This window comes from Streptomyces sp. NPDC101151 (assembly GCF_044768335.1).
Lineage (GTDB): Bacteria > Actinomycetota > Actinomycetes > Streptomycetales > Streptomycetaceae > Streptomyces.
This window is the reverse complement of the sequence record NZ_JBIWPP010000018.1, coordinates 163,874-187,043: the sequence shown is the minus strand read 5'-3', so window position 1 is coordinate 187,043 and position 23,170 is coordinate 163,874. Positions and strand designations below refer to the sequence as shown.

23 protein-coding genes and 2 pseudogenes are annotated in these 23,170 nt (G+C 72.9%); 6 read left to right on the top strand and 19 right to left on the bottom strand.

Translation table 11 applies throughout. The annotated features are described in order from the left end of the window. Positions 1-12 precede the first annotated feature (12 nt). Positions 13-246 (top strand): annotated as a pseudogene (locus ACIRU3_RS29240) (integrase core domain-containing protein); the annotation flags it as partial. On the opposite strand, the gene dnaK reads toward ACIRU3_RS29240, so the two are convergent. The 6 genes from dnaK to ACIRU3_RS29210 all read right to left on the bottom strand — a co-directional run bounded on the left by dnaK (position 243) and on the right by ACIRU3_RS29210 (position 8,310). After that, the gene (gene dnaK / locus ACIRU3_RS29235; protein ID WP_404062212.1) at positions 243-2,108 is read right to left on the bottom strand and encodes a molecular chaperone DnaK; all 1,866 of its coding nucleotides are present in this window, start codon (positions 2,106-2,108) and stop codon (positions 243-245) included. The pseudogene ACIRU3_RS29240 and the gene dnaK sit on opposite strands and share 4 nt — an antisense overlap. 140 nt (positions 2,109-2,248) lie before the next feature. Beyond that, positions 2,249-2,674 (bottom strand): OsmC family protein, encoded by a 426-nt coding sequence (locus ACIRU3_RS29230; protein ID WP_404062210.1) that lies wholly within the window; start codon positions 2,672-2,674, stop codon positions 2,249-2,251. A 67-nt stretch (positions 2,675-2,741) separates the two neighbouring features. After that, positions 2,742-4,553, bottom strand: a complete 1,812-nt coding sequence (locus ACIRU3_RS29225; RefSeq protein ID WP_404062207.1) for a hypothetical protein — start codon at positions 4,551-4,553, stop codon at positions 2,742-2,744. Further along, a complete protein-coding gene (locus tag ACIRU3_RS29220) occupies positions 4,550-5,611 on the bottom strand; it encodes an ATP-binding protein (protein WP_404062204.1) in 1,062 nt (353 codons plus the stop codon). Before ACIRU3_RS29220 ends, ACIRU3_RS29225 begins: the two co-directional genes overlap by 4 nt. 102 nt (positions 5,612-5,713) lie before the next feature. Next, positions 5,714-7,738, bottom strand: a complete 2,025-nt coding sequence (locus ACIRU3_RS29215; RefSeq protein ID WP_404062201.1) for a phage holin family protein — start codon at positions 7,736-7,738, stop codon at positions 5,714-5,716. 140 nt (positions 7,739-7,878) lie between these two features. Then, on the bottom strand, positions 7,879-8,310 hold the full coding sequence (locus ACIRU3_RS29210) for a hypothetical protein (RefSeq protein WP_404062199.1): 432 nt from the start codon (positions 8,308-8,310) through the stop codon (positions 7,879-7,881). A gap of 85 nt (positions 8,311-8,395) precedes the next feature. Here ACIRU3_RS29210 and ACIRU3_RS29205 point away from each other — a divergent pair, with 85 nt between their 5' ends. Both ACIRU3_RS29205 and ACIRU3_RS29200 read left to right on the top strand, forming a co-directional pair. After that, positions 8,396-9,169: an MBL fold metallo-hydrolase gene (locus ACIRU3_RS29205; RefSeq protein WP_404062196.1), complete on the top strand. Its 774-nt coding sequence runs from the start codon at positions 8,396-8,398 to the stop codon at positions 9,167-9,169. Between the two features lie 20 nt (positions 9,170-9,189). Further along, positions 9,190-9,810 carry a DedA family protein gene (locus tag ACIRU3_RS29200; RefSeq protein WP_404062193.1) on the top strand — a complete coding sequence of 207 codons (621 nt, stop codon included), beginning with the start codon at positions 9,190-9,192 and terminating at the stop codon, positions 9,808-9,810. A 111-nt stretch (positions 9,811-9,921) separates the two neighbouring features. Here the strand turns inward: ACIRU3_RS29200 and ACIRU3_RS29195 are convergent, their stop codons facing one another. From ACIRU3_RS29195 to ACIRU3_RS29185, 3 genes are all read right to left on the bottom strand, one after another. Continuing rightward, positions 9,922-11,022: an MBL fold metallo-hydrolase gene (locus ACIRU3_RS29195; protein ID WP_404062190.1), complete on the bottom strand. Its 1,101-nt coding sequence runs from the start codon at positions 11,020-11,022 to the stop codon at positions 9,922-9,924. Beyond that, positions 11,019-12,275, bottom strand: coding sequence for an aminotransferase class I/II-fold pyridoxal phosphate-dependent enzyme (locus ACIRU3_RS29190; protein ID WP_404062187.1), 1,257 nt, complete (start codon positions 12,273-12,275; stop codon positions 11,019-11,021). Before ACIRU3_RS29190 ends, ACIRU3_RS29195 begins: the two co-directional genes overlap by 4 nt. A 216-nt stretch (positions 12,276-12,491) precedes the next feature. Beyond that, positions 12,492-13,400 carry a hypothetical protein gene (locus ACIRU3_RS29185; protein ID WP_404062184.1) on the bottom strand — a complete coding sequence of 303 codons (909 nt, stop codon included), beginning with the start codon at positions 13,398-13,400 and terminating at the stop codon, positions 12,492-12,494. A 353-nt stretch (positions 13,401-13,753) separates the two neighbouring features. Between ACIRU3_RS29185 and ACIRU3_RS29180 the strand changes: the two genes are divergently transcribed. Further along, a complete protein-coding gene (locus ACIRU3_RS29180) occupies positions 13,754-14,131 on the top strand; it encodes a DUF2795 domain-containing protein (protein ID WP_404062182.1) in 378 nt (125 codons plus the stop codon). A 136-nt stretch (positions 14,132-14,267) separates the two neighbouring features. On the opposite strand, the pseudogene ACIRU3_RS29175 reads toward ACIRU3_RS29180, so the two are convergent. From ACIRU3_RS29175 to ACIRU3_RS29165, 3 genes and pseudogenes are all read right to left on the bottom strand, one after another. Beyond that, a pseudogene (locus tag ACIRU3_RS29175) lies at positions 14,268-14,566 on the bottom strand (DUF6158 family protein). A gap of 115 nt (positions 14,567-14,681) precedes the next feature. Then, positions 14,682-16,301 carry an ABC-F family ATP-binding cassette domain-containing protein gene (locus tag ACIRU3_RS29170; protein ID WP_404062180.1) on the bottom strand — a complete coding sequence of 540 codons (1,620 nt, stop codon included), beginning with the start codon at positions 16,299-16,301 and terminating at the stop codon, positions 14,682-14,684. A 42-nt stretch (positions 16,302-16,343) separates the two neighbouring features. After that, positions 16,344-17,000, bottom strand: coding sequence for a histidine phosphatase family protein (locus ACIRU3_RS29165; RefSeq protein ID WP_404062177.1), 657 nt, complete (start codon positions 16,998-17,000; stop codon positions 16,344-16,346). A gap of 70 nt (positions 17,001-17,070) precedes the next feature. Between ACIRU3_RS29165 and ACIRU3_RS29160 the strand changes: the two genes are divergently transcribed. Further along, a complete protein-coding gene (locus ACIRU3_RS29160) occupies positions 17,071-18,558 on the top strand; it encodes a bifunctional phosphatase PAP2/diacylglycerol kinase family protein (RefSeq protein WP_404062175.1) in 1,488 nt (495 codons plus the stop codon). Between the two features lie 157 nt (positions 18,559-18,715). Further along, the gene (locus tag ACIRU3_RS29155; protein WP_404062172.1) at positions 18,716-19,537 is read left to right on the top strand and encodes a class I SAM-dependent methyltransferase; all 822 of its coding nucleotides are present in this window, start codon (positions 18,716-18,718) and stop codon (positions 19,535-19,537) included. 41 nt (positions 19,538-19,578) lie between these two features. On the opposite strand, the gene ACIRU3_RS29150 is transcribed toward ACIRU3_RS29155, so the two are convergent. From ACIRU3_RS29150 to ACIRU3_RS29120, 7 genes are read right to left on the bottom strand one after another with little or no spacing between them, the layout of a single operon-like run. Continuing rightward, a complete protein-coding gene (locus ACIRU3_RS29150) occupies positions 19,579-19,860 on the bottom strand; it encodes a gas vesicle protein K (protein ID WP_404062170.1) in 282 nt (93 codons plus the stop codon). Continuing rightward, positions 19,860-20,045: a gas vesicle protein gene (locus tag ACIRU3_RS29145; protein ID WP_404062167.1), complete on the bottom strand. Its 186-nt coding sequence runs from the start codon at positions 20,043-20,045 to the stop codon at positions 19,860-19,862. Before ACIRU3_RS29145 ends, ACIRU3_RS29150 begins: the two co-directional genes overlap by 1 nt. Next, positions 20,042-20,848 carry a GvpL/GvpF family gas vesicle protein gene (locus tag ACIRU3_RS29140; RefSeq protein ID WP_404062164.1) on the bottom strand — a complete coding sequence of 269 codons (807 nt, stop codon included), beginning with the start codon at positions 20,846-20,848 and terminating at the stop codon, positions 20,042-20,044. Before ACIRU3_RS29140 ends, ACIRU3_RS29145 begins: the two co-directional genes overlap by 4 nt. Next, positions 20,845-21,180, bottom strand: a complete 336-nt coding sequence (locus tag ACIRU3_RS29135) for a gas vesicle protein (protein WP_404062162.1) — start codon at positions 21,178-21,180, stop codon at positions 20,845-20,847. Before ACIRU3_RS29135 ends, ACIRU3_RS29140 begins: the two co-directional genes overlap by 4 nt. Then, complete coding sequence (locus tag ACIRU3_RS29130) at positions 21,177-22,298, bottom strand: SRPBCC family protein (RefSeq protein ID WP_404062159.1); 1,122 nt, start codon at positions 22,296-22,298, stop codon at positions 21,177-21,179. The genes ACIRU3_RS29135 and ACIRU3_RS29130 overlap by 4 nt, the downstream gene beginning before the upstream one ends. Then, positions 22,295-22,909 (bottom strand): DNA primase, encoded by a 615-nt coding sequence (locus ACIRU3_RS29125; protein WP_404062156.1) that lies wholly within the window; start codon positions 22,907-22,909, stop codon positions 22,295-22,297. The genes ACIRU3_RS29130 and ACIRU3_RS29125 overlap by 4 nt, the downstream gene beginning before the upstream one ends. Next, entirely contained in the window at positions 22,906-23,169 is a 264-nt protein-coding gene (locus ACIRU3_RS29120; RefSeq protein ID WP_404062154.1) for a gas vesicle protein GvpG, read from the bottom strand. The genes ACIRU3_RS29125 and ACIRU3_RS29120 overlap by 4 nt, the downstream gene beginning before the upstream one ends. Position 23,170: the final 1 nt, after the last annotated feature.

The window sequence follows — 23,170 nt, the reverse complement described above, 5'->3', positions numbered from 1 at the left end:
GGATCACACGGAATCGCCCACAAGCGAACCCGGCCCTGTCGGCCGCAGGCGAACGGCAAGGTCGAACGCCTCGACCGCACCCTGCTCGACGGATGGGCCTATGCCCGCCCCTACCGCTCAGAGGCCGAACGACGAGAAGCATTCCCGCAATGGCTGCACACCTACGATCACCACCGCGGACACACCGCGCTCAAGGGCAAACCACCCGCCAGCCGCGTCACCAACCTCACAGGGCAATACACCTAGGCCGCGCCGCCCTTCGTGTCCCGTTCGTCGTCGACGATCTCCGCGTCCACCACGCCCTCCTCGTCGGCCGGGGTGCTCTGTTCCTCGGCGGAACCACCGGAGGCCGACGGCTGGGCCTGGGCGTACATCGCCTGGCCCATCTTCTGGCTGACGGTGGCGAGTTTCTCGACTCCGGTGCGCAGGGCGGCGACGTCGGCGTTCTGCTCCAGCAGGGTCTTCAGCTCCGTGGCCGCCGCCTCGACCTCGGTGCGGGTCTCGGCGGGCACACGGTCCTCGTTGTCCCGGAGGAACTTCTCGGTCTGGTAGACGAGTTGCTCGGCCTGGTTGCGGGTCTCGGCGGCCTCCCGGCGTTTGCGGTCCTCCTCGGCGTACTGCTCGGCCTCTCGCATCATGCGGTCGATGTCGTTCTTGGGCAGGGCGGAGCCGCCGGTGACGGTCATCTTCTGTTCGCGGCCGGTGGCGAGGTCCTTGGCGGACACGTGCATGATGCCGTTGGCGTCGATGTCGAAGGCCACCTCGATCTGCGGGACCCCGCGCGGGGCGGGCGGCAGCCCGGTGAGGTCGAAGACGCCGAGCTTCTTGTTGTAGGCGGCGATCTCGCGTTCGCCCTGGTAGACCTGGATGCCGACCGAGGGCTGGTTGTCGGTGGCGGTGGTGAAGATCTCCGAACGGCGGGTGGGGATCGTGGTGTTGCGTTCGATCAGCTTGGTCATGATGCCGCCCTTGGTCTCGATGCCCAGGGACAGCGGGGTGACGTCGAGCAGCAGAACGTCCTTGACGTCGCCGCGGAGCACGCCGGCCTGGAGGGCCGCGCCGACCGCGACCACCTCGTCGGGGTTGACACCCTTGTGCGGGTCCTTGCCGGTGAGGTCCTTGACCAGGTCGGTGACGGCGGGCATACGGGTCGAGCCGCCGACCAGGATGACGTGGTCGATCGCGGACAGCTGCACCCCCGCATCGCTGACCGCCTGGTGGAAGGGCTTCTTGCAGCGGTCCAGCAGGTCCGCGGTCAGCTCCTGGAACTGGGCGCGCGTCAGCTTCTCCTCCAGGTGCAGCGGGCCTTCGGCGGAGGCGGTGATGTAGGGCAGGTTGATCGAGGCCTCCGAGGAGGAGGACAGCTCGATCTTTGCCTTCTCGGCGGCCTCCCGCAGCCGCTGCACCGCCATCTTGTCGGCGCCGAGGTCGACGCCGTACTGCCCCTTGAACCGTTTGACCAGGTGCTCGACGACCCGCTGGTCCCAGTCGTCGCCGCCGAGGTGGGTGTCGCCGTTGGTGGCCTTCACCTCGATGACGCCGTCGCCGATCTCCAGCAGGGACACGTCGAAGGTGCCGCCGCCCAGGTCGAAGACTAGGACCGTCTGCTCCTCCCCGCGGTCCAGGCCATAGGCGAGGGCGGCCGACGTGGGCTCGTTGATGATCCTCAGCACCTTCAGGCCGGCGATCTCCCCGGCCTCCTTGGTCGCCTGCCGCTGGGCGTCGTCGAAGTACGCCGGAACGGTGATCACCGCGTCCGTGACGTCCTCGCCGAGGTAGGCCTCGGCGTCCCGCTTCAGTTTCTGCAGCACCCGCGCCGACAGCTCCTGTGCGCGCAGCCGGCTGCCGTCGACCGATCCCTGCTCGGGGAAGCGCCAGTCCGCATCGCCCATGTGCCGTTTCATCGAGCGCGCGGTGCGCTCCACGTTCGTCACGGCCTGCCGCTTGGCAACCTCGCCGACCAGCACCTCGCCGTTCTTCGCGAACGCCACCACGGAGGGGGTGGTCCGCGCACCCTCCGCGTTGGCGACGACGGTGGGCTCGCCGCCCTCCAGAACGGCCACCACCGAGTTCGTCGTCCCGAGATCGATCCCGACCGCACGTGCCATGGTCCGTCCCCTTCCGCCCGGGGCGCCTCGCGCCCTTCCAGCACAGGACGTCCGTACGGCGCTGTCAATGCAAGGGTGCCCGGAAACGGGGCTGCCGCACCCCCTCGCGGGAGCGCGGCAGCGTCGGGGTGGTACCGCGGTCAGGCCAGCTCGGCCGTCAGGGAGATGGTCGTACCGGTCAGGGCCTGGCTGACCGGGCAGTTCTTCTTGGCGTCCTCGGCGGCCGAGGCGAAGCCGTCCGCGTCCAGACCCGGTACCTCGCCGCGGACGGTGAGGTGGATGCCGGTGATGCCCTCACCGGGCTGGAAGGTGACGTCGGCCTTGGTCTCCAGGCGGGTGGGCGGGGTGCCCGCGCCGGCCAGGGCGTGCGAGAGAGCCATGGAGAAGCAGCTGGAGTGGGCGGCCGCGATCAGCTCCTCCGGGCTCGTCTTGCCGTTCGCGTCCTGGGCGCGCGAGGCCCACGTGACCGGCTGCCGCTCGATGCCGGAGGAGTCGAAGCTGACGACGCCGTTGCCCTCTAGCAGGTTGCCTTCCCAGACGGTGTGTGCGGTGCGCGTGGTGGCCACGGTGGTTCCTTTCGCGTGTGGGTCCCGTGTGCGGGTTCCTGCGTTTCCCATCCGATCACATCCGCGCTCACTGCACCCTGAAGACCGGGCCACGCGGGGTGAACGGAAGGCGACCGCCCGGCGGGAGCAGATAGGCGTGCTCGCGGCGCACCCGCAGTGTGTCGCACCAGCCGTCGGTGATGATCAGGACCGGTGCGCCCGGCGGGAAGTCCGGTGCTCGGTGCAGCAGGTCGATGCCCGGCTGCAGGACCGTGCCGCCGCGCCCGTGCACCCGCACCCGGTCGCCGATCTCGGTGACCGGCACATAGCCGGCGTCGTGCGGGGCCGCGTCGCAGAACACCACGCGGGCGGCCGGTACGTCGCGGGCCCCGGCGTAGGAGGCGATCGCGCCGAGGGCCTTGCCGAGCAGGGAGCGGTTCATCGACCCGGAGGTGTCGAGGACGACGCCGAAGGTGCAGCGGGAGATCTCCTCGGGCGGGAAGTGGCGGCCGGCACGCGGGATGTCGGGGGTGGCGGACTGCCGGCGCGAGGGGCGGGCGTAGGACCGTACCGACCGGGGGCTCGGCACGAACTCGTCGAACCAGTGGGCCAGTCGGGCGTCCCAGGGCAGCGGCGGGTGGCTGAGCGCGCGGATCTCCTCGACCAGTCCGCCGGGCAGGAAGCCGCGCTGCTGCCCCTGGTGCAGGTCCAGGCCCCGCACGAGGCCGCGGCGGTAGAACTCGTCCAGGTCCACGGAGGTGCGGGGCGGGCCGATCGGGGCGCCGAGGACGTCGCCGACGCCCTTGCCGCGCAGGGTGCCGAGGCGGCGCATGCGGCGCAGGTCGCCCGCGATGCGGTCGTAGACCTCCTCGGCGGACAGGCCCGTCAGCCCCGGGTCGTGCAGCAGTCCGTCCGGCATGGTGCCGACCTGCATCTCGCTGAGCCAGCCGTTGATGACGTAGTCGCAGGCGACATTGAAGAGGTAGGGGTCGCGGGTGCCGCAGCGGTCACCGTGGCGCAGGGCGGCGTGCAGCATCTCGTGGGCGAGGATGAACCGCCACTCCTCGTCCTCGAAGGTACGCAGCGGGTTGATGTAGATCTCGCCGGCCTCGGCGTTGACGGCGGCGACGGCGATGCCGTGGGCGCGGGCGAGTTCGACGTCGGCGACCAGTTCGATACCGGCCGCGATGCCGCCGAGCAGCGGATAGGACGAGACGAACCAGCTCAGGGCCCGCTCCCAGGGGCGCAGCCGGGTGGGTCCGCCGGTCATCGAGTCGCGGCGGCCGCCGGCCAGGTCCATGGCGGTGGCCATGGTGCGGGTGAGGCCGTGGGCGAAGGCGAGCTGCCAGTCGGGGGGCTGCTGCAGGTATCCGTGCCAGGGCACGAGCAGCTGGTCGGGTTCGCTGCCGGCCGTGCCGCAGCGCTCGTACACGGCGGGGATGTGCTCGTCGCGGCGCCAGCGGGCGGCGATCTGCTCCTCGTCGCCGTCGGGGTAGGAGGCCGGCAGCTCCTCGGGTGTGCGGCCGACGGGGAAGCTGAGCAGGAAGCGGTTGACGACGGCGCAGCGCGCGGCGAGGTCGTAGCGGTCCGGCTGTACGCGTTCGCCGAGCGCGGCGGGGACGTGCCCGAAGCCGAGGTGGATCAGGCCGTGGGCGACGGCCCAGGCCCATTCGGCGGGTTCCGCCCGGCGGGTGAGGTGGAGGTGGACGTGGCCGCCGGAGTCGATGCGGACCAGGCCCTGGCGGGGCGAGTCGGGGCAGTCCTCGCGGCGGCACATCTCGGCCTCGATCGCGGCGAGCGCCGGGTTGGCCCACACCAGCTGGATGCCCTTGGCGCAGTCCTCGGCGGCCGGATCCGGCTTCTTCTTGTTCTTGGCGGCGTTCTTCCCGGCGCGGCTCATCGCCGGGCCTCGACCAGCCGGGGCATGTCCCGGGCGGCCTCGATGAGGAACCAGGCGGGCAGGACGGGGTTGCCGTCGGCGTCGGAGGCGATGACGCTCTGCGCGACCTCGACGGAGATCTCGGCGAGCTGCACCAGCAGTGACTTGGCGCGGTAGGCGGTCTGCCGGCCGTTCGCCGACATGTGCTCCTTGCTGACCGGCAGCTCCTTGACCAGGCGGCCGCGGAACGACTCGGCGAGGTAGTAGAGCAGGTCGCGGTCCTCCGGGCGGTGCGGCCAGCGGGCGTCGCCCTTGAGGATCGCCTCGATACCGAACCGGCTTCGGACGATCTTGACGTAGCCGCAGAAGGCCGTGGCGTGCGCGGGGGTGAGGGTGCCGTGCGCGAGGACGGTCAGCGTGGGCTCGTCGAGGTCGGGGCCGAAGGAGTGCAGGGCGTCGGAGAGGATGTGCCAGGAGCGGGGCGTGGAGAAGGGCTGCTCGGTCTTGGGCGGCTTGGACCACAGATGGTCGGGCCGGTCGGTGAGGTGGTCCAGGACCCACGGGTGGATGCCGTTGCCCGCGGCCCAGCCGAGCCAGTCCTTCGCCGAGGCCTCCAGGTGGACATGGGCGAGCCGGTTGACCAGGGCGGAGGCGATGGGCCGGGCGAGGGCGTTGTCGGTGGCGCGGTTGCCGGCGCCGATGACGATGGACCCCGCGGGCAGCTCGTAGCTGCCGATACGGCGGTCGAGGATGAGCGAGTAGAACGCCTTCTGTACGTCCGGGGTGGCCGCGTTCAGCTCGTCCAGGAACAGGCAGTACGGCTCGTCCCGGGCGATCGTCTCCGGCGGGCAGAACACGGAGCGCCCGTCGCGGATCTGCGGCACGCCGATCAGGTCCTCGGGGGCGAGCTGGGTGCCGAGCAGGCTCACGCAGTCCAGGCCGAGCGAGGCGGCGAACTCCCGCACCAGGGAGGACTTTCCGATACCGGGTGCGCCCCAGACGAAGACCGGCCGGACGGTGGCGAGGCCGAGCAGCAGCTCGGGGAGGCGGGCGGGAGTGACCGTGACGGCAGCCTGCAAAGCAGAGGCTCCTTGGGGATGTTCGAGGATGTGCGACTCGACCAGTGTGGGTGTACGTCCCCGCGGGCGCAGCCGATTTTCGGGCGGCCCGGTGCCGCCCGATCAGGCTGCCCGCTCCTCCTCGGCCTCCGTGGTGAGCGGCACCTGGGGGCCGTTCGCCTCGTGGAGCCAGCGGCGCAGTACGCGGTGCACGTGCTCGGCGCCGGTCAGCTTCTCGCCCTCCTCGGCCGGGGCGGACAGGGCGAGCGGGGAGAGCAGGAAGGGGTGCGACTGGGCGCCGCCGAGGCCTCCGTGGGAGCCGATCTGCTCCTCGAAGGCGAGGACTTCGCCGTCGGCGGGGTCGTGGGAGGAGTTGACCATGATGTCGGCTGTGTGCGGGAAGGAGTGGGTGCGGCGGACGGCGTCGGCGGCGCCGGGGCCGAACCGGGCCAGCGGGCCGGAGTCCTCGTCCAGCTCGGCCAGCGGGATCTCGGTGCCGCAGGGGCCGAGCAGTACACCGTCGTGGGCCTCGCTGCGCACCAGCAGGAAGCCGATGCCGGGATGGTTGGCGAGGGTGGTGAGCAGGGCGGGGTGGCGGGCCTCGATCTCCTCCTTGGTCATGCGGTGGGAGACGTCCGGGAACGAGACCAGGCCGAGGTTGCCGGAGGCCAGCACGACGGGTTCCGAGCCGCGGGTCCGGCGGTGCCGTTCGCCCTTGCCCTCCTCGGGGCGGCCCAGGGCGGCGCGCACTGCGGTGCGGGCCTCGGCACCGCTGCGGGTGCCATCGGCCCGGCGGGGCACGGGCAGTCCGCAGCCGGCGCGGACGAGGTCGGCGAGGGTGAGGCCGTAGCGCGCGCGGAAGGTCTCGCCCGGGCTCTGGCCGTGGTCGGACAGGACGACGATCCGGTAGGGACGCGGTGCGTGTTCGGCGGCCCTCTCGATGAGCGCGAGGGAGCGGTCGAGGCGCTGCAGGACCTGCTCGGCGTCCCGGCTGTGCGGTCCGGAGTGGTGGGCCACCTCGTCGTAGGCGACGAGGTCGGCGTAGACGGCGGTGCGGCCGGCGAGCAGATCGCCCATCACGGCGGCGACCACGACGTCCCGTTCGACGACGGTGGCGAAGGCGCGTACGAGGGGGTAGAGGCCGCCGCGGCTCACGCGGGGCCGCTGTCTGCGGAAGCGGGCCCGGGTCGACTGGCCGATCTCGCGGGCGACCTCGGCGACGAAGGACAGGGCGGTGCGCACCGCGTTGGCGGGATCGGAGAAGTAGGCGAAGTAGCCGGCCCGGGAACGGGTGTCCCGGCCTCGGCGGCGGGTGGCGATGGACAGCACGAGGGCCTGCTCGCCGGCGCCGCCGCTGAACAGGTTGCCGCGGCTGGCGCCGTCCACGGTGAGCAGTCCGCCGTCGCCCGTATGCACGACGGCGCGGCGTTGCAGTTCGACGGCGCTGGTCGGGCGGTTGCACACCATCACCTCGCCGCGGTCCTTCTCGTACCAGCGGAAGGCCGGCACGTCGAAGGTGCTGCCGTGCAGGATGCCGAGCTGGCTGGCGCCGGTCTGGCTGGACCAGTCGGTCCGCCAGGGGGTGAGCCGATGGGTCGGCCGCACGCCGTCGCCCGTCGACAGCCAGCGGGCCACGGTCGGCACGAGTCCCTTGCGGACGGCGTCCGTGAGCACGTCGTGGCCGACGCCGTCGAGCTGGACGCAGACCAGTCCGGGCGTGACGGAGCAGGGCGGTCCGGCTCTGCGACGGCGGTCGGCCAGGCGCAGGAGGCGGCGGCGGTAGGCGTCGTCGTCGCGTACGGCGAGGGCGGCGCCGGTGGCCGAGGCGACCGCGGACATCACCGCGGCCACGATGACGGCGGTCTCCGGGGCGACCTCGCCCCGCCCCGAGGGGTTGATGCGCAGGGCGAGGAGCAGCAGGGAGCCATTGAGGAAGAAGACCAGCAGGCCGAGGACCAGGGCGGGCACGAGCAGCAGCAGCCGTACCAGGAGCGGCCACACCACCGCCGAGAGCACACCGAAGGCGCCGGCGCCGCACCCGGCGGTGATCGCTATCCGTGTGGCGCTGTCACCGTCGGCGGACTGGAGCCTGAAGTCGGGCAGAAGGCCGGCGAGCACGAGCATGGTGACCGTGGAGACCGCCCACACCGTGGCGCTCCGCCCGACCTGACTGGCAACCCGCCGCCACCGCACGCCCCGAACACCTCACGTCCCGGCCCGCCCGGTCACCGGGCCTGACTCCACCTTGTCATACGGGTCGGGGCCGGGCCCGGCGGGCTGCCGGGCCGTCACCGCCCGTCGTAGCCCGCCGTGGGCATCGACAGCCGGCGGTGCACCCGTGCCTTCATCTGCGCGTCGTACGACGGCTCGGCCCGCCCCACCGTCTCCACGCGCACCCCGCGCCGCGCGCACTCGGCAGTGAACTCCTCCACCGAGGACAGGGCGCGCGCCAGCACCCGCCTGCTGGGTGCGACGAACACGTCCACGCCCGGCCGGACACCGTCCCACAGGGCGCAATGGTCGAAACGCAGTCCGCCGACGAGAAGTTCCCGCACGACCACGTAGCCGCGTTCCGCCGCCCACCGGGCGCACATGGCGTGCTGGCTGCGGGAGTCCACCAGGAAGGGGTCGGCCTCCAGCTCCTCCAGAGGTGTCAGGCTCGCGATGGCGGTGACCCGCACCGGCGCGAGCCCGCCGGAGGCACCCCGCAGCTGTCCCATGGCGTCCCCCTCACCTCCGGGTTTCGCCGCCGACCCTACTCCTGCCCGTAGGCTTCGGGGGAGTCGCGCGAAGGAGGCGAAGAAGGTGCCGGTGGAGATCACCTGGTGGGGTCACGCCACCTGCACGCTCGAAGACTCGAACATACGAGTGCTCACCGATCCCCTGTTCGCGGGCCGGCTCGCGCATCTGCGGCGCCGCCGGGGCGTGGTGCCCCCCGCGGAGGCCCACCGCGCGGACGTGGCGCTCGTCTCCCATCTGCACGCCGACCATCTGCACGTGCCCTCGCTGGCCTCTCTCCCCCCGGGCACGCGCCTGCTCGTGCCCCGGGGCGCACCACGGGCGGTGCCCGGACTGCACCGGCTGCGGCACCTGCGGATCACCGAGGTGGCCCCGGGGGACGAGGTCCGGGTCGGGGACCTGGTCGTCCGGGCGGTGCCCGCGCGGCACGACGGGCGCCGGCTGCCGGTCGGCCCGCACCGCTCCCCCGCGCTCGGCTACGTCGTCGAGGGCGAGGCACGGACCTACTTCGCCGGGGACACGGGGCTGTTCGACACCATGGCCGAGCAGGTCGGGCCGGTGGACGTGACCCTGCTGCCGGTGGGCGGCTGGGGGCCCTACCTCGGCGAGGGGCACCTGGACGCGGGGCGGGCGGCGCGGGCGGTGGCCCGGCTGGCGCCGCGTGTGGCGGTGCCGGTGCACTACGGGACGTACTGGCCGATCGGCATGGACGGCGTGCGTCCGCACGAATTCCATGCGCCCGGTGACGAGTTCGTACGCCTGGCCGCCGCGGCCGCGCCGCAGGTGGCCGTGCACAAGCTCGGGCACGGGGAGAGCGTGCGCCTGGAGGTCGCGCGGTGAGAGGGCCGATCCTGGCCGTGATGCTCGCCGCCGCCTCGACGTCGACGGCGCCTCCCGAGTCGACGCAGCAGGCGCTCGGCTATCCCTCGCTGTTCCTGCTGGTGCTGATCGGCGCGCTGGTGCCGGTGGTGCCGACCGGTGCGCTGGTGAGTTCGGCGGCGGTGGTGGCGTTCCATCAGACGGCGCCGTTCTCGCTGGCGCTGGTGTTCGTCACGGCGTCGCTGGCGGCCTTCCTCGGGGATGCCACGCTGTACTGGCTGGGGCGGCGCGGGATGGGGTCGAGGAACGGCTCGCGCTGGCTGGAGGAGATTCGTTCACGGGCGCCGGAGGAGCGGCTGGCGCAGGCACAGGAGAAGCTGGCCGACCATGGGGTGGCGGTGCTGGTGCTGTCCCGGCTGGTGCCCGCCGGCCGGCTGCCGGTGATGCTGGCCTGTCTGCTGGCCGAGTGGCCCTTGCGGCGCTTCAGCCGCGGGAACCTGCCTGCCTGTCTGGCGTGGGCGTTGACCTATCAGGTGATCGGGATTCTGGGGGGTTCGCTGTTCGAGCAGCCCTGGGAAGGTGTCGTGGCGGCCATCGCGTTGACCGTGGTGATCAGTGCGATGCCGGCCTTGGTGCGGCGCGTTCGGGGGGCTGTGCGGTAGCGCCGTCGGGGGTGCGGCCGTCTGCGGAGTGCGGGCGTGCGGCGGGCTGCCGCGCGGATCTCGCGTCTCACCAGGAGTTCCTCGTGTCCCTCGGGGAGTTCTCCGCGCCCCTCAGGGGGTGCGGTCCAGGACTCTCGAGCCCCCGACCGGCATGTCCCACAGGTCCTCCCGGTCCAGGCCCGCATTCTCCCAGGCCGCCCGCACCCGCGTCAGCGGTTCCAGGACCGGCTCGGCGGAGAGGATGAACGTGCCCCAGTGCATCGGGGACATGCTCCGGGCGCCGAGGTCCAGGGTGGCCTGTACCGCCTCCTCCGGGTCGCAGTGGACGTCGCTGAGCCACCAGCGGGGGTCGTAGGCGCCGATCGGCATGAGAGCGAGGTCGATTCCGGGGTAGCGGCGGCCGATGCGGGAGAACCAGTGACCGTATCCGGTGTCGCCGGCGAAGTAGAGGCGCTGTCCGTCGGCGTCGGTGAGGATCCAGCCGCCCCAGAGGCTGTGACAGGTGTCCGTGAGGGTGCGCTTGGACCAGTGGTGGGCGGGCACGAAGTCGAAGCGGACGCCGGACAGTTCGGCGCCCTCCCACCAGTCCAGCTCGGTGACGCGGGTGAAGCGGCGCCGTCGGAACCAGCGGCCGAGGCCGGCGGGGACGAACACCGGTGTGGCGCGCGGGAGTCGGCGCAGCGTGGGGGCGTCCAGGTGGTCGTAGTGGTTGTGGCTGATGACGACCGCGTCGACGCTCGGCAGGTCGTCCCAGGTGACGCCGACGGGGGTGATGCGGGCCGGGGTGCCGATGATGCGGCGGGACCAGACGGGGTCGGTGAGGACGGTGAGCCCGCCGACGCGCACGATCCAACTGGCGTGTCCCGCCCAGGTGACGGCCAGCGTGCGGGTGCCCGTGCGAGGCAGCGGGCCGGGTTCGTAGGGGAGCCCGGGGATGTCGGCGAGGCCCTCGGGTCGGGGGCGTACGGCGCCCTCGCGGGCGAAGCGGGCCAGGGCCCTGAGGCCGGGCAGGGGCGCGGTGAGCCGGTCGTGGAACGTCCGCGGCCACACCCGGTGTTCGCCCAGCGGGCGGGGCTCGGCCAGCGGCGGGAACGGGGGCGCGAGGGGGGCCCGGGCCGCGGGGGCGCCGGCTTCGTCGCCGGTTGTGGTCGTGGTGTTGGTCCTGGTCGTGGTCGTGGTGACGGACTCGGGCTCATGCGTCTGCTGCGTCATCGAGGAGGCTCCCGTCGCTGAGCGTCGTCGCGGAGATCGCCGAAGGCCGACCCCAAGGACATCAACGCGCGTTGCACGTGTGGCAGTTCCAACGGTGAGGGTGACGTGAGGCATTCCGTGCGTTCCTCGTCCGTGCCGCCCAGCAGGGGCCCGGTGGCGAGCCGTACCCGCAGCGCTCCGAGGTCGTCGCCGAAGCGGTGGCCGCCGGGCGCGGGCATGCCGAGCCGGGCGGTGAGGAAGTCCTCCAGTTCCTGGGCGTCGCCGACGCCCTGCTCGGCGAGCGCCTCGCGCAGCGGGCCGAGGTCGGTGTACAGGTGGCGGCCGGCCTGCGGCGGCCGGGCCAGGGCGCCGGCCGCGACGACCATGCCGTGCGCGGCGGCGGCCACGCGCGCGTGCAGGCGTACGGCGGCCTCGCGGCGCTCGGTGACGGGTGCGGGTTCGTCGAGGGCGTAGCCGGCCGCGGCGGCGACCGGGGCGGCGATCCGGGCGCCGAGCGCGGTGAGAATGTCGAGCACGCGCGCGTGGAGCCGCTCCCCCGGCTCTCCTTCGGGGAAGCGGGCGACGGCGGCGGGCCAGCCGGACGGCAGCAGGGCGCCGGCCAGGTCGGTGAAGACGGTGACCCCTTCGTGCAGCATCTCGGCTGGGCTGAGCAGGACGGTCTCGCGCGGGGCGTGCAGCGTGTCGCGCCAGGTCTCGTCGCTGACCAGGTGCAGCCCCTCGGCGGCCGCCGCCTCGACGGTCTCGTGCAGCAGTTCGGGCGGGGCGACGGTGGCGGTGGGGTCGTCGGCGACGGACAGCACCAGCAGCCGGGGATCACCGCCCTCGGCACGCACCCGGCGGACGGTCTCCAGCAGGGCGTACGGGTCGGGTACACCACCGCTCTCGGCCGGGGTCGGCACATGGAAGACGGGTCTGCCGAGCAGCCGGGCGTACGGGGCCCACCAGGCGGCGCACGGGCGTGGCACGAGCACGTCACCGGTGTCGCCGATGATCGCGGCGGTCAGGGCGAGCAGCAGCGTGGGGGCGCCGGGGCCTGCGGCCACCCGGTCGGGGGCGCAGGTCAGTCCGCGCCGGGTCCAGTAGCCGCAGGCCGCCTCCAGCAGGGCGGGGGCGCCGCCGACGGGGTGGGCCTCGGCGCGGCCGGCCGCGGCGGCGAGGACGGCGGCGAGTTCCGGGAGGACGGGCAGGCCGTCGGCGGGCAGGGGCGGCCCGTAGCGGACGGGGCCGTGGCCCTCCGGGTCCGTCCGCCGCATGTCCGCCTCCGCGCAGTGGGTGGTGCCGTGTGGTGTTCCGTCCGGGCCGTGCTCTCCTCGTCGGCCGCTCCTGCGGCTGCTCCTGTGGTGCCGGCTGCGTGGCTGGTGAGTACGGTGCCTGCTGGTGTTGCCCTCGGAGAGGTGTGTACCCGGCGTGCGGTCCTCCATGGCCGGTTGCCGGAAGTCGTCCCGGTCCGCACCGGCACGGGCCCCGGGTCAGCCGGCGGCGGCTCTCCTGCGGCCGCTCAGCCGGTAGACGGCTCCTGCGCAGGCCGCGGCGATCAGCGCACCGCCGGCGACCAGCGCCGGAACCGAGTCGCCGAAGGTGCCGCCCTGCCCGGCCTCGACCCCGTGCCCCACGGTCGCCGGACCGCAGTCGGCATCGTCGCCGGGCTCGCGGCAGCCGTGTCCGCCGGTGCAGGAGCGTCCCGCCGCGCAGTCCTGTCCGTCGCCGTGGCACTGCCCGGGCTCGCTGCACGGGGCGGCCCCGTCGGCACAGGTACGCGCACCGTCCTCGCACTCCCGCCCCTGGTCCGGCCGCTGCCCCTGTGCCTGGCCCTGCGTCTGTCCCTGCCCCTGGGCCTGCGTCTGTCCCTGCGCCTGTCCTGGCGCCTGGCCCTGCGTCTGTCCCTGCCCCTGTGCCGGTGCCTGCCCCTCTCCGGGTTCCTGCGTCGGCCCCGACTCCTGCCGCTGCCCCTGTGTCGGACCGGGCACCAGGTCCGGAGCCGGCTCGGGTTCCGGAGCCGGAGCCGGCTCCGGCGCCAACGCCGGCTCCGACACCAGTCCCGGGTCCGACGCCAGTCCCGGGTCCGACGCCAGTCCCGGGTCCTCCTTGGACTCCTCCCCCGGCGCCTGGCCCTCGTCGAGCTGCTCCCCCGGCCCCTGCCCCTCGTCGAGTTCCTCCCCCGGCACCTGCCTCTCGTCGCACGGCGAGACGGTGTCGAGGGTGTCCGGTGCCGGTTCGGTGAGTGCCTCGCAGGACGCGGGCACGGTGAGCGTGCCGTCGGGCCGGACGGTGCCGGGGCTCGCCTCGGCCGCGGGGTCCGCGGACGCGGTGGGCCCCGTTATGAAGAGCGCGGCGCCGGTCAGGGCGGCGACGGACAGGGCACGGGCGGTGCGGCGCATGGGGCGGGCTCCTCGGCGAAACAGCGGGACGGGAGGACGGCGGCCTGCGGTACGGCCAGGGACACGGCTGACGTGTCCTCGCTGCCATCACAGCCCGCCGGACGCCGCACCGCGCGCGGCCGGACCCCATTCGCGGGACGCGAACGGCCTAACGGGTGACCCCACGGCACCGACGGCGAGAGCCCCGGGACCGACGCCCGCCCACCGGTTCGCCAGAGGTTTTCCGGATCCCGTGCAGGTGACTCGGTAGGTGCCGACCGGATCGGAGCGGCCGGTTTCCGACCGTCGGATCCGGTGTCGGGCCCGAGCCCCCGGGTACGCGGGTGCGGACTTTCGACCCCTTGGAGGCAGACATGCAGCGAGGCAGTGACCGGCTGAACGTCCACCGGGACGACGAGATGAAGCACGAGCTGCGGGACCTGCTCAGGTCCGGGCACCCGACGCGCACCGAGGAGTGGCACGACCCGGAGCCGGCCGCGGACGACGACCCGGAGGTGTGGAGCGGGCCGGTGGCTCCCGGTCAGGCCGGTGCGTCGCTGGCGACGGTACGGCTGGAGCTGGCCCGGAATCTGGGCAGGCACGCCTTCCCGGCCGACGCCCACGAGCTGACCAGGGCCCTGCGCCGGGGCAACGCGCCAGGCGCGCTGATCGACGCGGTGGCCCGGATGCCGCGGTCGCGGCGGTACTCCAATGTGCAGCAGCTGGCCGAGGCGCTGGTGAGCGGGGGATGAACCGGGACCGGGGCGCCGACCAGGGGCGCTCCGGCGGACGAGAGGTGATGATCTGCGACAGCGTCCCCGGTGGGACGGACCGACCGCCGGGGCCGGCCCGCACCGCTGCGGGCCGGCCCTTTCGCAAGGGGCCGTCTCAGGTGCCGCACGTGCCCGGAGTCGCCGCTTCGCCGCAGCCGCGCTCACGTGCGCCCTCGCGCGTGCGGCCCGCGCTGACCAGGCGGCGCGGGTTGCGGCGCAGGTACTCGCCCTCGAGCTGCGCCATCCGCTCGTTGTGGGCCCGCAGCGCGTCGTTCGAGCCGTACAGAAGGGTGTCGTGGCGCGTGCGGTGGATCGTCTCCAGCTCTTTCATGAGCTGCTGGTCGTCCAGTCGGCTGGGGTCGACTCCGGTCATGTTGTGCCCCGCTCGTCGTGTCGTTCGTCCGGTCCGGACACCCGCCCGGCGGGCACTGCCTCCGAGCGTTCCGGGAGGGAGCGTGGAGCTCGCGTTCCTGAGTCCACTGTACGAACATCCGGGTGTCCGGGCCCGCCGATGCGACACGGGGCGGGACTACCGGGCCCGTTCCACCCGGCGTTCGTCCCAGACGGGCTCGGCGGTCTCGCGGACGCGGCCGTCGCTGCCGAAGACCAGGAAGCGGTCGAAGGAGCGGGCGAACCAGCGGTCGTGGGTGACCGCGAGCACCGTGCCGTCGAAGGCCTCCAGGCCCTCCTGAAGGGCCTCGGCGGACTCCAGGTCGAGGTTGTCGGTCGGCTCGTCCAGCAGCAGCGCGGTGACTCCCTGGAGTTCCAGCAGGAGGATCTGGAAGCGGGCCTGCTGGCCGCCGGAGAGCCGGTCGAAGGTCTGTTCGGCCTGCCCGGTCAGCTCGTAACGGCGCAGCCGGGACATGGCCGCGCCCCGGTCCTGGGCGTGCTCCTTCCACAGGATGTCGAGCAGGGTGCGACCCTGCAGCTCGGGGTGGGCGTGGGTCTGGGCGAAGTGGCCGGGGACGACCCGTGCGCCGAGCTTCCACTGCCCCGTGTGCGTCACGCCCTCGCCGGCCAGGAGTCGCAGGAAGTGCGACTTGCCGGAGCCGTTGGAGCCGAGTACGGCGACCCGCTCACCGTAGAAGACCTCCAGGTCGAAGGGGTTCATCAGGCCGGTCAGCTCGAGCTGCTCGCAGGTGACGGCCCGCACGCCGGTACGGCCGCCCTTCAGACGCATGGTGATGTCCTGCTCGCGCGGCGGCTCGGGCGGCGGGCCCGCCTCCTCGAACTTGCGCAGACGGGTCTGCGCGGCCTGGTAGCGGGAGGCCATCTCGTGGCTGACGGCGGCGGCCTGCCGGAGGTTGAGGACGAGCTTCTTCAGCTGGGCGTGCTTCTCGTCCCAGCGGCGGCGCAACTCCTCGAAGCGGGCGAAGCGTTCACGCCGGGCCTCGTGGTAGGTGGCGAAGCCTCCGCCGTGCACCCAGGCGTCGGCGCCGGCCGGGCCGGGTTCCACGGAGACGATCTTCTCGGCGGCTCGGCTGAGGAGTTCGCGGTCGTGGGAGACGAACAGGACCGTCTTGCGTGTCTCCTTCAGCTGCTGTTCCAGCCATCGCTTGCCCGGGACGTCCAGGTAGTTGTCCGGCTCGTCCAGCAGGAGCACCTCGTCGGTGCCGCGCAGCAGCGCCTCCAGGACGAGGCGTTTCTGCTCGCCGCCGGAGAGAGTGCCCACCTGCCGCCACTGGGCCCGCTCGTACGGCATGCCGAGTGCGGCGGTGGTGCACATGTCCCACAGGGTCTCGTGCTCGTAGCCGCGTGCCTCGGCCCAGTCGGCGAGGGCCTGCGCGTAGGTGAGCTGGGCGGCCTCGTCGTCGACGGTCATGATGGCGTGCTCGGCGCGGTCCACGGCCTGTGCCGCCTGGCGGATGCGGGGCGGAGCGACGGACACGAGCAGGTCGCGTACGGTCGTCTCGTCCCGCACGGAGCCCACGAACTGGCGCATCACACCGAGGCCGCCACTGACGGTGACCGTGCCGCCGTGCGGTTTCAGCTCGCCCGAGATCAGCCGGAGCAGGGTCGTCTTGCCGGCGCCGTTCGGGCCGACCAGGGCGACGGCGGCGCCTTCGCCGACCCGGAAGGAGACGTCGCCGAGCAGCGCTCTCCCGTCCGGGAGGTAGTACTCGAGGTGCGCGGCTTCCAGATGTCCCATGAGGAGGCATTCTGTGGGGCACCGCCGACCTGGGGCAAACCGTTATCCTGCCGCGTCCAGGGACCGACCGGTGGGCCCGCCCTCGCCGGCGGGGGCCACGACCGCGCCGGCCCACGACAGGGCCTTCCAGCCGTCGGACGGCGAACCCTCCAGGACCACCACGCCCGTGTTGGCGAGCGGGCGGGCGGCGGCGAAGGGCACGTCGACGTTGTCGGCGCGGGCGGCCGTCCACATCCGGATCGCCGCGCCGTGGCTGACCATGGCGACGGCCGGCACGCCGCTGTCCGCGGCCTCCGCCACCACGGCGTCGAACCGCGCCAGCGCCCGAGCGCCGCTCTCCCCGCCCGGGATCCGCAGCCCGGTGTCCCCGGCCGCCCAGGCGAAGACCGTCTTCATGTAGAGCCGGCCCTGTTCGGAGTCGCCGGGCAGCATCTCCAGGTCGCCGGCGGACACCTCCCTGATGCCGTCCCGGACGATCACGTCGAGGCCGCGGGCGGCGGCCAGCGGTGCGGCCGTGAGCTGCGTGCGCACCAGGGTGGAGGCATAGACGGCCTCGACGACCTCGCCCGCGAGCGCCTCGGGCAGGGCGGCGGCCTGCCGCTCCCCGAGAGGGGTCAGACCGGGCCCGGGTACGGCGGTGTCCAGCAGGTAGTCGACGTTGGACGGGGTCTGGCCGTGGCGGACGAGGAGCAGGCGCATTCGAGGTTCCTCTCACTCGTTCGCACCGCCGGCGCACAAGAAACGGCCGCTTCAGGGTACCCGCCCCGGCATGAGCCCAGATGTCGACCTCACTGTCCCGGTACCCGGGCGGCACGTCCTGCGCGATCGGCTGCTCGGCCTCGACGGCCGCCTCTTCGAGAGGGCCGCCGAGTGGCACTGGCCGGGTGCCGAGCGCGTGCTGCCGCGGCTGAGCCGGGGGGCGAACCACGGGGTGCTGTGGTTCGCGGCGGCCGCCGGGATCGCGGCGAGCCGTACGCCGCGGGCCCGCCGGGCCGCCGTCCGCGGGATCGCCTCCCTGAGCCTGGCCTCCCTGACCATCAACACCCTCGGCAAGCGGTCGGTGCGCCGCGCGCGGCCCGTGCTGGACCCGGTGCCGCTGGTCCGGCAGCTGAAGCGGCAGCCGATCACCACCTCCTTCCCGTCCGGTCACGCCGCGTCGGCCGCCGCCTTCGCGACCGGCGTGGCCCTCGAATCGCCCGCGTGGGGGGCGGTGGTGGCGCCGGTGGCGTTCTCCGTGGCCATGTCGCGGGTCTACACGGGCGTGCACTTCCCGAGCGACGTGCTCGCGGGGGCGGCGCTGGGCGCGGCCGCCGCGTTCGCCGTACGGGGCCTGGTGCCGACCCGCGCCCAGGTCGCGCCGCCGGCGCGGCCGCGGGCCGCGGCGCCGGCCCTTCCCGAGGGCGACGGCCTCGTGGTCGTCGCCAACCGCGCCTCGGGGACGTCCGACCGGGCGCGCGTCCTGCGGGAGGCGCTGCCGAAGGCGGAGATCCTGGAGTGCGAACCCCAGGACGTGGAGACCGAGTTGGAGAAGGCGGCCGCGTGGGCGCGGGCGATCGGGGTGTGCGGGGGCGACGGGACGGTGAACGCGGCGGCCGCGGTCGCCCTGCGGCACGGCCTGCCCCTCGCGGTGCTGCCCGGGGGCACGCTCAACCACTTCGCCTACGACCTGGGCGTGGAGGACGAGCGCACGGCGGCCGACGCCGTCCGGCGGGGCGAGGCGGTCCGGGTGGACGTCGGCCGGTTCGTCGCCGGTGACCACGAGGGCATCTTCCTCAACACACTCAGTCTGGGGGTCTATCCGGACCTGGTGCGTGAGCGGGAGCGCTGGTCGCACCGGATCGGCGGCTGGCCGGCCGGGGTGCTCGCAGCGGTGCGGGTGCTGCGCGCCCACCGGCATCCGCTGCAGGTCGAACTCGGCGGACAGCGCGCCCCGTTGTGGCTGTTGTTCGTGGGCAACGGCGTCTACCACCGGATGGGTCTCGCGTCCGGCCGCCGCACCGACCTGGCGGACGGGCTGCTGGACGTGCGGGTGGTGCACGGCGGGCGCAGGCCGGCGCTGCGGCTGCTGGCCGCCGCGGCGGCCGGTCCGCTCACTCGTTCCCGGGCCCATGCGGCGGAGCAGGTGAGCCGGCTGCGGCTGTCCGGTTTCGCGCCCGGCACCCCGCTGGCCTACGACGGCGAGGTCACCGAGGTCGGTGGCGAGGTACTGGTGGAGAAGCTGCCGGAGGCACTGCGGGTGTACCGGCCCCTCTCCTGAGCGAGCCTGCCGCACTGATGTCCACGCCGCGTGCTGTCCACATGATGGTACGTGGGTCTCATCATTCGGCATGGCCGCGTACCGTTCGCTGCACCGGCGTCAGGAGGCCGCAGGGCCTCCTGACCGTTGCGTCGACGAGGGGCGAAGGGGCACAGCCATGCCGAAAGCGCAGGAGACCGCCGTCTACACACACGGGCACCACGAGTCGGTGCTGCGGTCGCACACCTGGCGGACCGCCGCCAACTCGGCGGCCTATCTGCTCGGTGCGCTGAACCCCCACATGAAGATCCTGGACATCGGCTGCGGCCCGGGCACCATCACCGCCGACCTGGCGGAACTGGTCCCCGACGGCCATGTCACCGGCGTCGACCACGCGCCCGGCATCCTGGGGCAGGCCCGGGACACCGCCGCCGGGCGCGGCCTGTCCAACGTGGACTTCGCGATCGCCGACGTGCACGCCCTGGACTTCCCCGACGACACCTTCTGCGTGGTCCACGCCCACCAGGTGCTCCAGCACGTCGGCGACCCGGTGCAGGCGCTGCGCGAGATGCACCGGGTGACGAAACCGGGCGGGTTCATCGCCGTGCGCGACGCCGACTACGCGGCGATGACCTGGTATCCGGCGGTGCCGGGTCTGGACGACTGGCTGGACCTGTACGAGCGGGTCGCCCGGGCCAACGGCGGGGAGCCCGACGCCGGACGCCGGCTGAAGGCCTGGGCGCTGGCCGCGGGCCTGACGGACATCACGGCCACCTCGGGGACCTGGACGTACGCCACGCCGGAGGAGCGGGCCTGGTGGAGCGGGCTGTGGGCGGACCGCACCCTCGCCTCGGCCTACGCCGAGCGAGCCACGGAAGGCGGCCACGCGACCCCTGAGCGGCTGCGGGCGGTGTCGGAGGCGTGGCGCGAGTGGGGCCGGCGGGAGGACGGCTGGTTCGCCGTGCTGCACGGGGAGATCCTGTGCCGTAAGGCGGCCTGAACCGCCGGTGCCGGAGCCGAGTGCGGTCCGCCGCACGCGGCTCAATGCCGGGGCAGCAGCGGTCCGAGCGGCCCGAGGTCCAGATTCAGGTCCTCGGGACGCAGGCCGTAGCGCTCCCGCAGCTCGGCCATCCGCTCCTCCAGGAGCATCAGGGTGAGCCCGATCCGTTCCTCCTGCTCCTCGGTCAGCTCACCGGTGTCGAAGCGGCGCACCGCCTGCCGTTCCATCAGCTGACGCAGCAGCTCCACCACGGTCAGCACAAGTTTCACCAGGTCACGCTCGACCGTGTCGGGTTCCAGGTCGAGCCGCTCACGTGCCGTCATCAGGGCTCCTCGAAGGGTGAGCGGACCGACTCGTTCACCGAGCTGATCAGCGCGTTCAGGTCGATGCGCACGAGGTCGACGTCCGCGATCCGCAGGGTTACGTCGCCGGTGATGACGACGCCGCCGGCCAGCAGCCGGTCGAGCAGGTCGACCAGGGCGATCTCACGGCGCTCGACGACGGTCACCGTTGCTCCCCTCCGAACTCACCGGAGAACGAGTAGGCGGCCCAGGGCCCGGTGAGTTCCACCCGCATGCCCGGCGCCTCGTCCTTCGTACGGTCCACCAGTTCCACGAACCCCTCGGATCCCGCCCGGCACACGAGGTAGGCCGCATTGAGCACGTTCCGGCCCGACACCCCGGAGAGCGCCGGGTTCTGCGGAGGGTGCAGTCGGGAGTCCTCGGCGTGCCGGCACAGCCGCTCGTGCAGGGTCCGGGCGAATGTCTCGGCCCTGCGCCACGCCTCCTCGTGCGCGTGCGTGCTCTCCCGCCGCCGGCGCAGATAGTCCCGCCCACTGGACGGTCTCGCCGCGGCGGAGACGGCGGGTTCGGCAGACTCCGCAGTCTCTTCCGACTCGGCAGGGTCGTCGGCGGCGCTCTCCATGTACACCTTGACGCCCCACTCCACCCGGCCGTCCAGCCGGTCGAGAATGCGCCGGAAGTCCTCCTCACGGGCCTCGATCATCGTGCGTACGCCGCTGTCGTCCCGGAACACGGTCGCGAGCCGGAGCGGCAGCGGCGTGGTGACGGTGGTGAGCGCGTCGATCACGCCCTGGTGGGCCCGGGCGGTCGCGGCCAGCCAGTCGAGGTCCTCCAGGCGGGCCCGCAGCGCCTCCTCGTTGAAGTCGCCCTCCGGGACCGTGCTGACGACCGCCACCAGCCCGTGGTGGTGCAGCAGGGCCGGCGGGGCGCCGCCGATGCCCGTCAGCTGGGCCTGCAGGGGCGCGCCGAGGGGGCGGCTGACGGCGTAGACGTAGCGCAGTCCGGTCATCGGGACTCCTTCGGCGCACGGCCGATTTCCAGCTCCTCGAGGCGGGCCAGCCGTTCCCTGAGCTCGGCGTTCTCACGTGCGAGTTCGTCCCGGCGGGCGCGGGAGGAGAGCGCGGGGTCGGTCTCCCACCAGTCAATGCCCATCTCCTTGGCCTTGTCGACCGAGGCCACGATCAGCCGGAGTTTGACGGTCAGGAGTTCGATGTCGAGCAGGTTGATCCTGATGTCGCCCGCGATGACGATGCCCTTGTCGAGCACGCGCTCCAGGATGTCCGCGAGGTTGGCCCCACTGCCCTGGCCGTAGGGTTCGGGGAGCCGGCCGGCCATCGTCATCGATGGCTCCCGCTCTCGGCGTACTCGGGTTCCTCTTCCTCCTCGTACTCCTCCTCGTCCTCGGGCTCCTCCTCTCCGCGCGGCTCCTCCTCATCGCGGGGCTCCTCCTCGTCCTCGGGCTCCTCCTCTCCGTCCTCGTACTCGTCCGTCTCTTCTTCCTCGCCCTCGTACGGCTCCTCGTCCGCGCCTGGCTCCTCCTCGGCCTCCTCTTCGGACGCCTGGGACTCCTCCTCCTCGGCGACCGCGTCCTCGTGGCTGCGGACCACCTCGCCGTCGCGGATCTCACCGCGCCAGCCGTCCTCCGCCTCTCCCTTGAGGGTGATGAAGCGGGCGTAGTTCTTCAGGTCCAGCCTGGCCCGGCGGCCCTGGGCGCGCCAGATGTTGCCGGTCTTCTCGAACAGGCCGCTCGGGTAGTACTCCATGACCAGCAGGACGCGGGTGAGGTTGTCCCCGAGCGAATGGAAGGAGACGACACCCTTCGCGGTGCCCTTGGCACCCTCCGACGTCCACTGGATGCGGTAGTCGGGGATCTGCTCGGTGGTGTGCGCCTTCCAGCTGCGGTTGGACCAGAACACCTTCAGCTGCCAGTCGGACTTGGTGTCGTCGGCACGGTTGGCGCTCTTGACGCCCTTGGCGAAGGTGCTGAAATCCTGGTACTGGGTCCACTGGTCGTAGGCCGTGCGAAGCGGTACGCCGACGTCGATGGACTCCATGATCACCATGGGCTTGTTGCCGCCGCCGCCCTTGCGCTTGCCCTTGCCGCCCCCGATGTTCTTCACCGCCTCCATCACGTTCTCCTTGACCCGGGAGGCGCCGAGTTCCAGGGCGGAGCGCAGCGGTCCCTTGCCCTCGGCGAACTTGCGGCCGCCTTCGAGTGCCAGCTTCGCGAAGCCCGGGCTGTTGCCCTCGGCTATGTCGTTGAGCTTGACCGTGGTCTCACCGAGCTTGCGGCCGAGACCGGCCAGCAGCTTCTCGGCCTGCGCGGACAGGTACTCCTGCGTCTCCGCCTTCAGCCGGTCGGCGGCCTCGCTGTGGGCGAGATCGGTCAGCGGATTGTCCTTGGCGGCGCCCTTGGCCTTGCCGGCCGCGGAGGTCGCCGATCCGAGGGTCTCGGTCATCGGTCATCGCCGCCCTTCGACTGCCGGGACCGGCCGCCGCGCACCGCGCCACCGGCCGAGGCCGTCCTCTTCGAGCCCGGCTTGCGGGCCGGGCCCGTCTTCTTGCCCGCCGCCTTCTTGGCCGGAGCCTTCGCCTCGGCCTTCTTGGCGGGTGCCCTCTTCTGCGAGGGCTTCTCGGCCGCCTTCTTGCGTCGCGGCGCCTGCCGGGACTCACGGGCGTCCTCCTCGTGCCCGCTCTCCTTCCTCGGCTCTTCCTCGTCGTCGTCTTCTTCGTCGGAGCCGATCTCCGGCACTGCCCCGGAGAGCTGGTCGCGCACGCTGGAGGTACGGTCGTGCAGCCGGTCGGCGAGCGCGCTCATCTGCCGCTCGGCCATGGCCCCGGTGGCGGCCTTGCCGACGCCCCGGAGGTCCTCGCGCAGCTGGTCCCCGATCTCCTTGAACTGCGGGTTGTCGCGCAGCTGCTGCTGCACCAGCTCCGCGAGCCCCCGCGGTCCGAGGTTCAGCTTCTTCCCGGCCACCAGGGAGCCGACTGCCAGGGCCATTTTCATCTTCTTCGTGCGTCCCAGCAGATATCCGGCCCCTATGGCGAGGCCGAGTGCCGTCCGATTCATGATGTCGTCCCGTCGCCTGTGGTTTCGCCGGAGCGCAGGGCGATCTCCAGCCGGTCGAGCAGTTCGTCCTCACACCGGTCGAACTCCTCCTCGGTGATCTCGCCCGCCTCCAGTTGCTCTTCGAGCCGGGCGAGTTCGGCCCGTACGGTGGCGGGGTCGTAGTAGATCCGCTCCGCCTCGCGGAGCACCTGCTGGATCACCCAGAAACTCCCGCGCACCGGCGCGAACGGCAGCAGTACCACTTCGCCGATCAGTCCCACG

Coding starts and splice junctions, on each gene's coding strand:
- dnaK (WP_404062212.1), bottom strand. CDS start 2,108: ATGGCACGTGCGGTCGGGATCGATCTCGGGACGACGAACTCGGTGGTG.
- ACIRU3_RS29225 (WP_404062207.1), bottom strand. CDS start 4,553: ATGAGCCGCGCCGGGAAGAACGCCGCCAAGAACAAGAAGAAGCCGGAT.
- ACIRU3_RS29210 (WP_404062199.1), bottom strand. CDS start 8,310: ATGGGACAGCTGCGGGGTGCCTCCGGCGGGCTCGCGCCGGTGCGGGTC.
- ACIRU3_RS29200 (WP_404062193.1), top strand. CDS start 9,190: ATGCTCGCCGCCGCCTCGACGTCGACGGCGCCTCCCGAGTCGACGCAG.
- ACIRU3_RS29195 (WP_404062190.1), bottom strand. CDS start 11,022: ATGACGCAGCAGACGCATGAGCCCGAGTCCGTCACCACGACCACGACC.
- ACIRU3_RS29190 (WP_404062187.1), bottom strand. CDS start 12,275: ATGCGGCGGACGGACCCGGAGGGCCACGGCCCCGTCCGCTACGGGCCG.
- ACIRU3_RS29185 (WP_404062184.1), bottom strand. CDS start 13,400: ATGCGCCGCACCGCCCGTGCCCTGTCCGTCGCCGCCCTGACCGGCGCC.
- ACIRU3_RS29180 (WP_404062182.1), top strand. CDS start 13,754: ATGCAGCGAGGCAGTGACCGGCTGAACGTCCACCGGGACGACGAGATG.
- ACIRU3_RS29170 (WP_404062180.1), bottom strand. CDS start 16,301: ATGGGACATCTGGAAGCCGCGCACCTCGAGTACTACCTCCCGGACGGG.
- ACIRU3_RS29165 (WP_404062177.1), bottom strand. CDS start 17,000: ATGCGCCTGCTCCTCGTCCGCCACGGCCAGACCCCGTCCAACGTCGAC.
- ACIRU3_RS29160 (WP_404062175.1), top strand. CDS start 17,071: ATGAGCCCAGATGTCGACCTCACTGTCCCGGTACCCGGGCGGCACGTC.
- ACIRU3_RS29155 (WP_404062172.1), top strand. CDS start 18,716: ATGCCGAAAGCGCAGGAGACCGCCGTCTACACACACGGGCACCACGAG.
- ACIRU3_RS29150 (WP_404062170.1), bottom strand. CDS start 19,860: ATGACGGCACGTGAGCGGCTCGACCTGGAACCCGACACGGTCGAGCGT.
- ACIRU3_RS29140 (WP_404062164.1), bottom strand. CDS start 20,848: ATGACCGGACTGCGCTACGTCTACGCCGTCAGCCGCCCCCTCGGCGCG.
- ACIRU3_RS29135 (WP_404062162.1), bottom strand. CDS start 21,180: ATGACGATGGCCGGCCGGCTCCCCGAACCCTACGGCCAGGGCAGTGGG.
- ACIRU3_RS29130 (WP_404062159.1), bottom strand. CDS start 22,298: ATGACCGAGACCCTCGGATCGGCGACCTCCGCGGCCGGCAAGGCCAAG.
- ACIRU3_RS29125 (WP_404062156.1), bottom strand. CDS start 22,909: ATGAATCGGACGGCACTCGGCCTCGCCATAGGGGCCGGATATCTGCTG.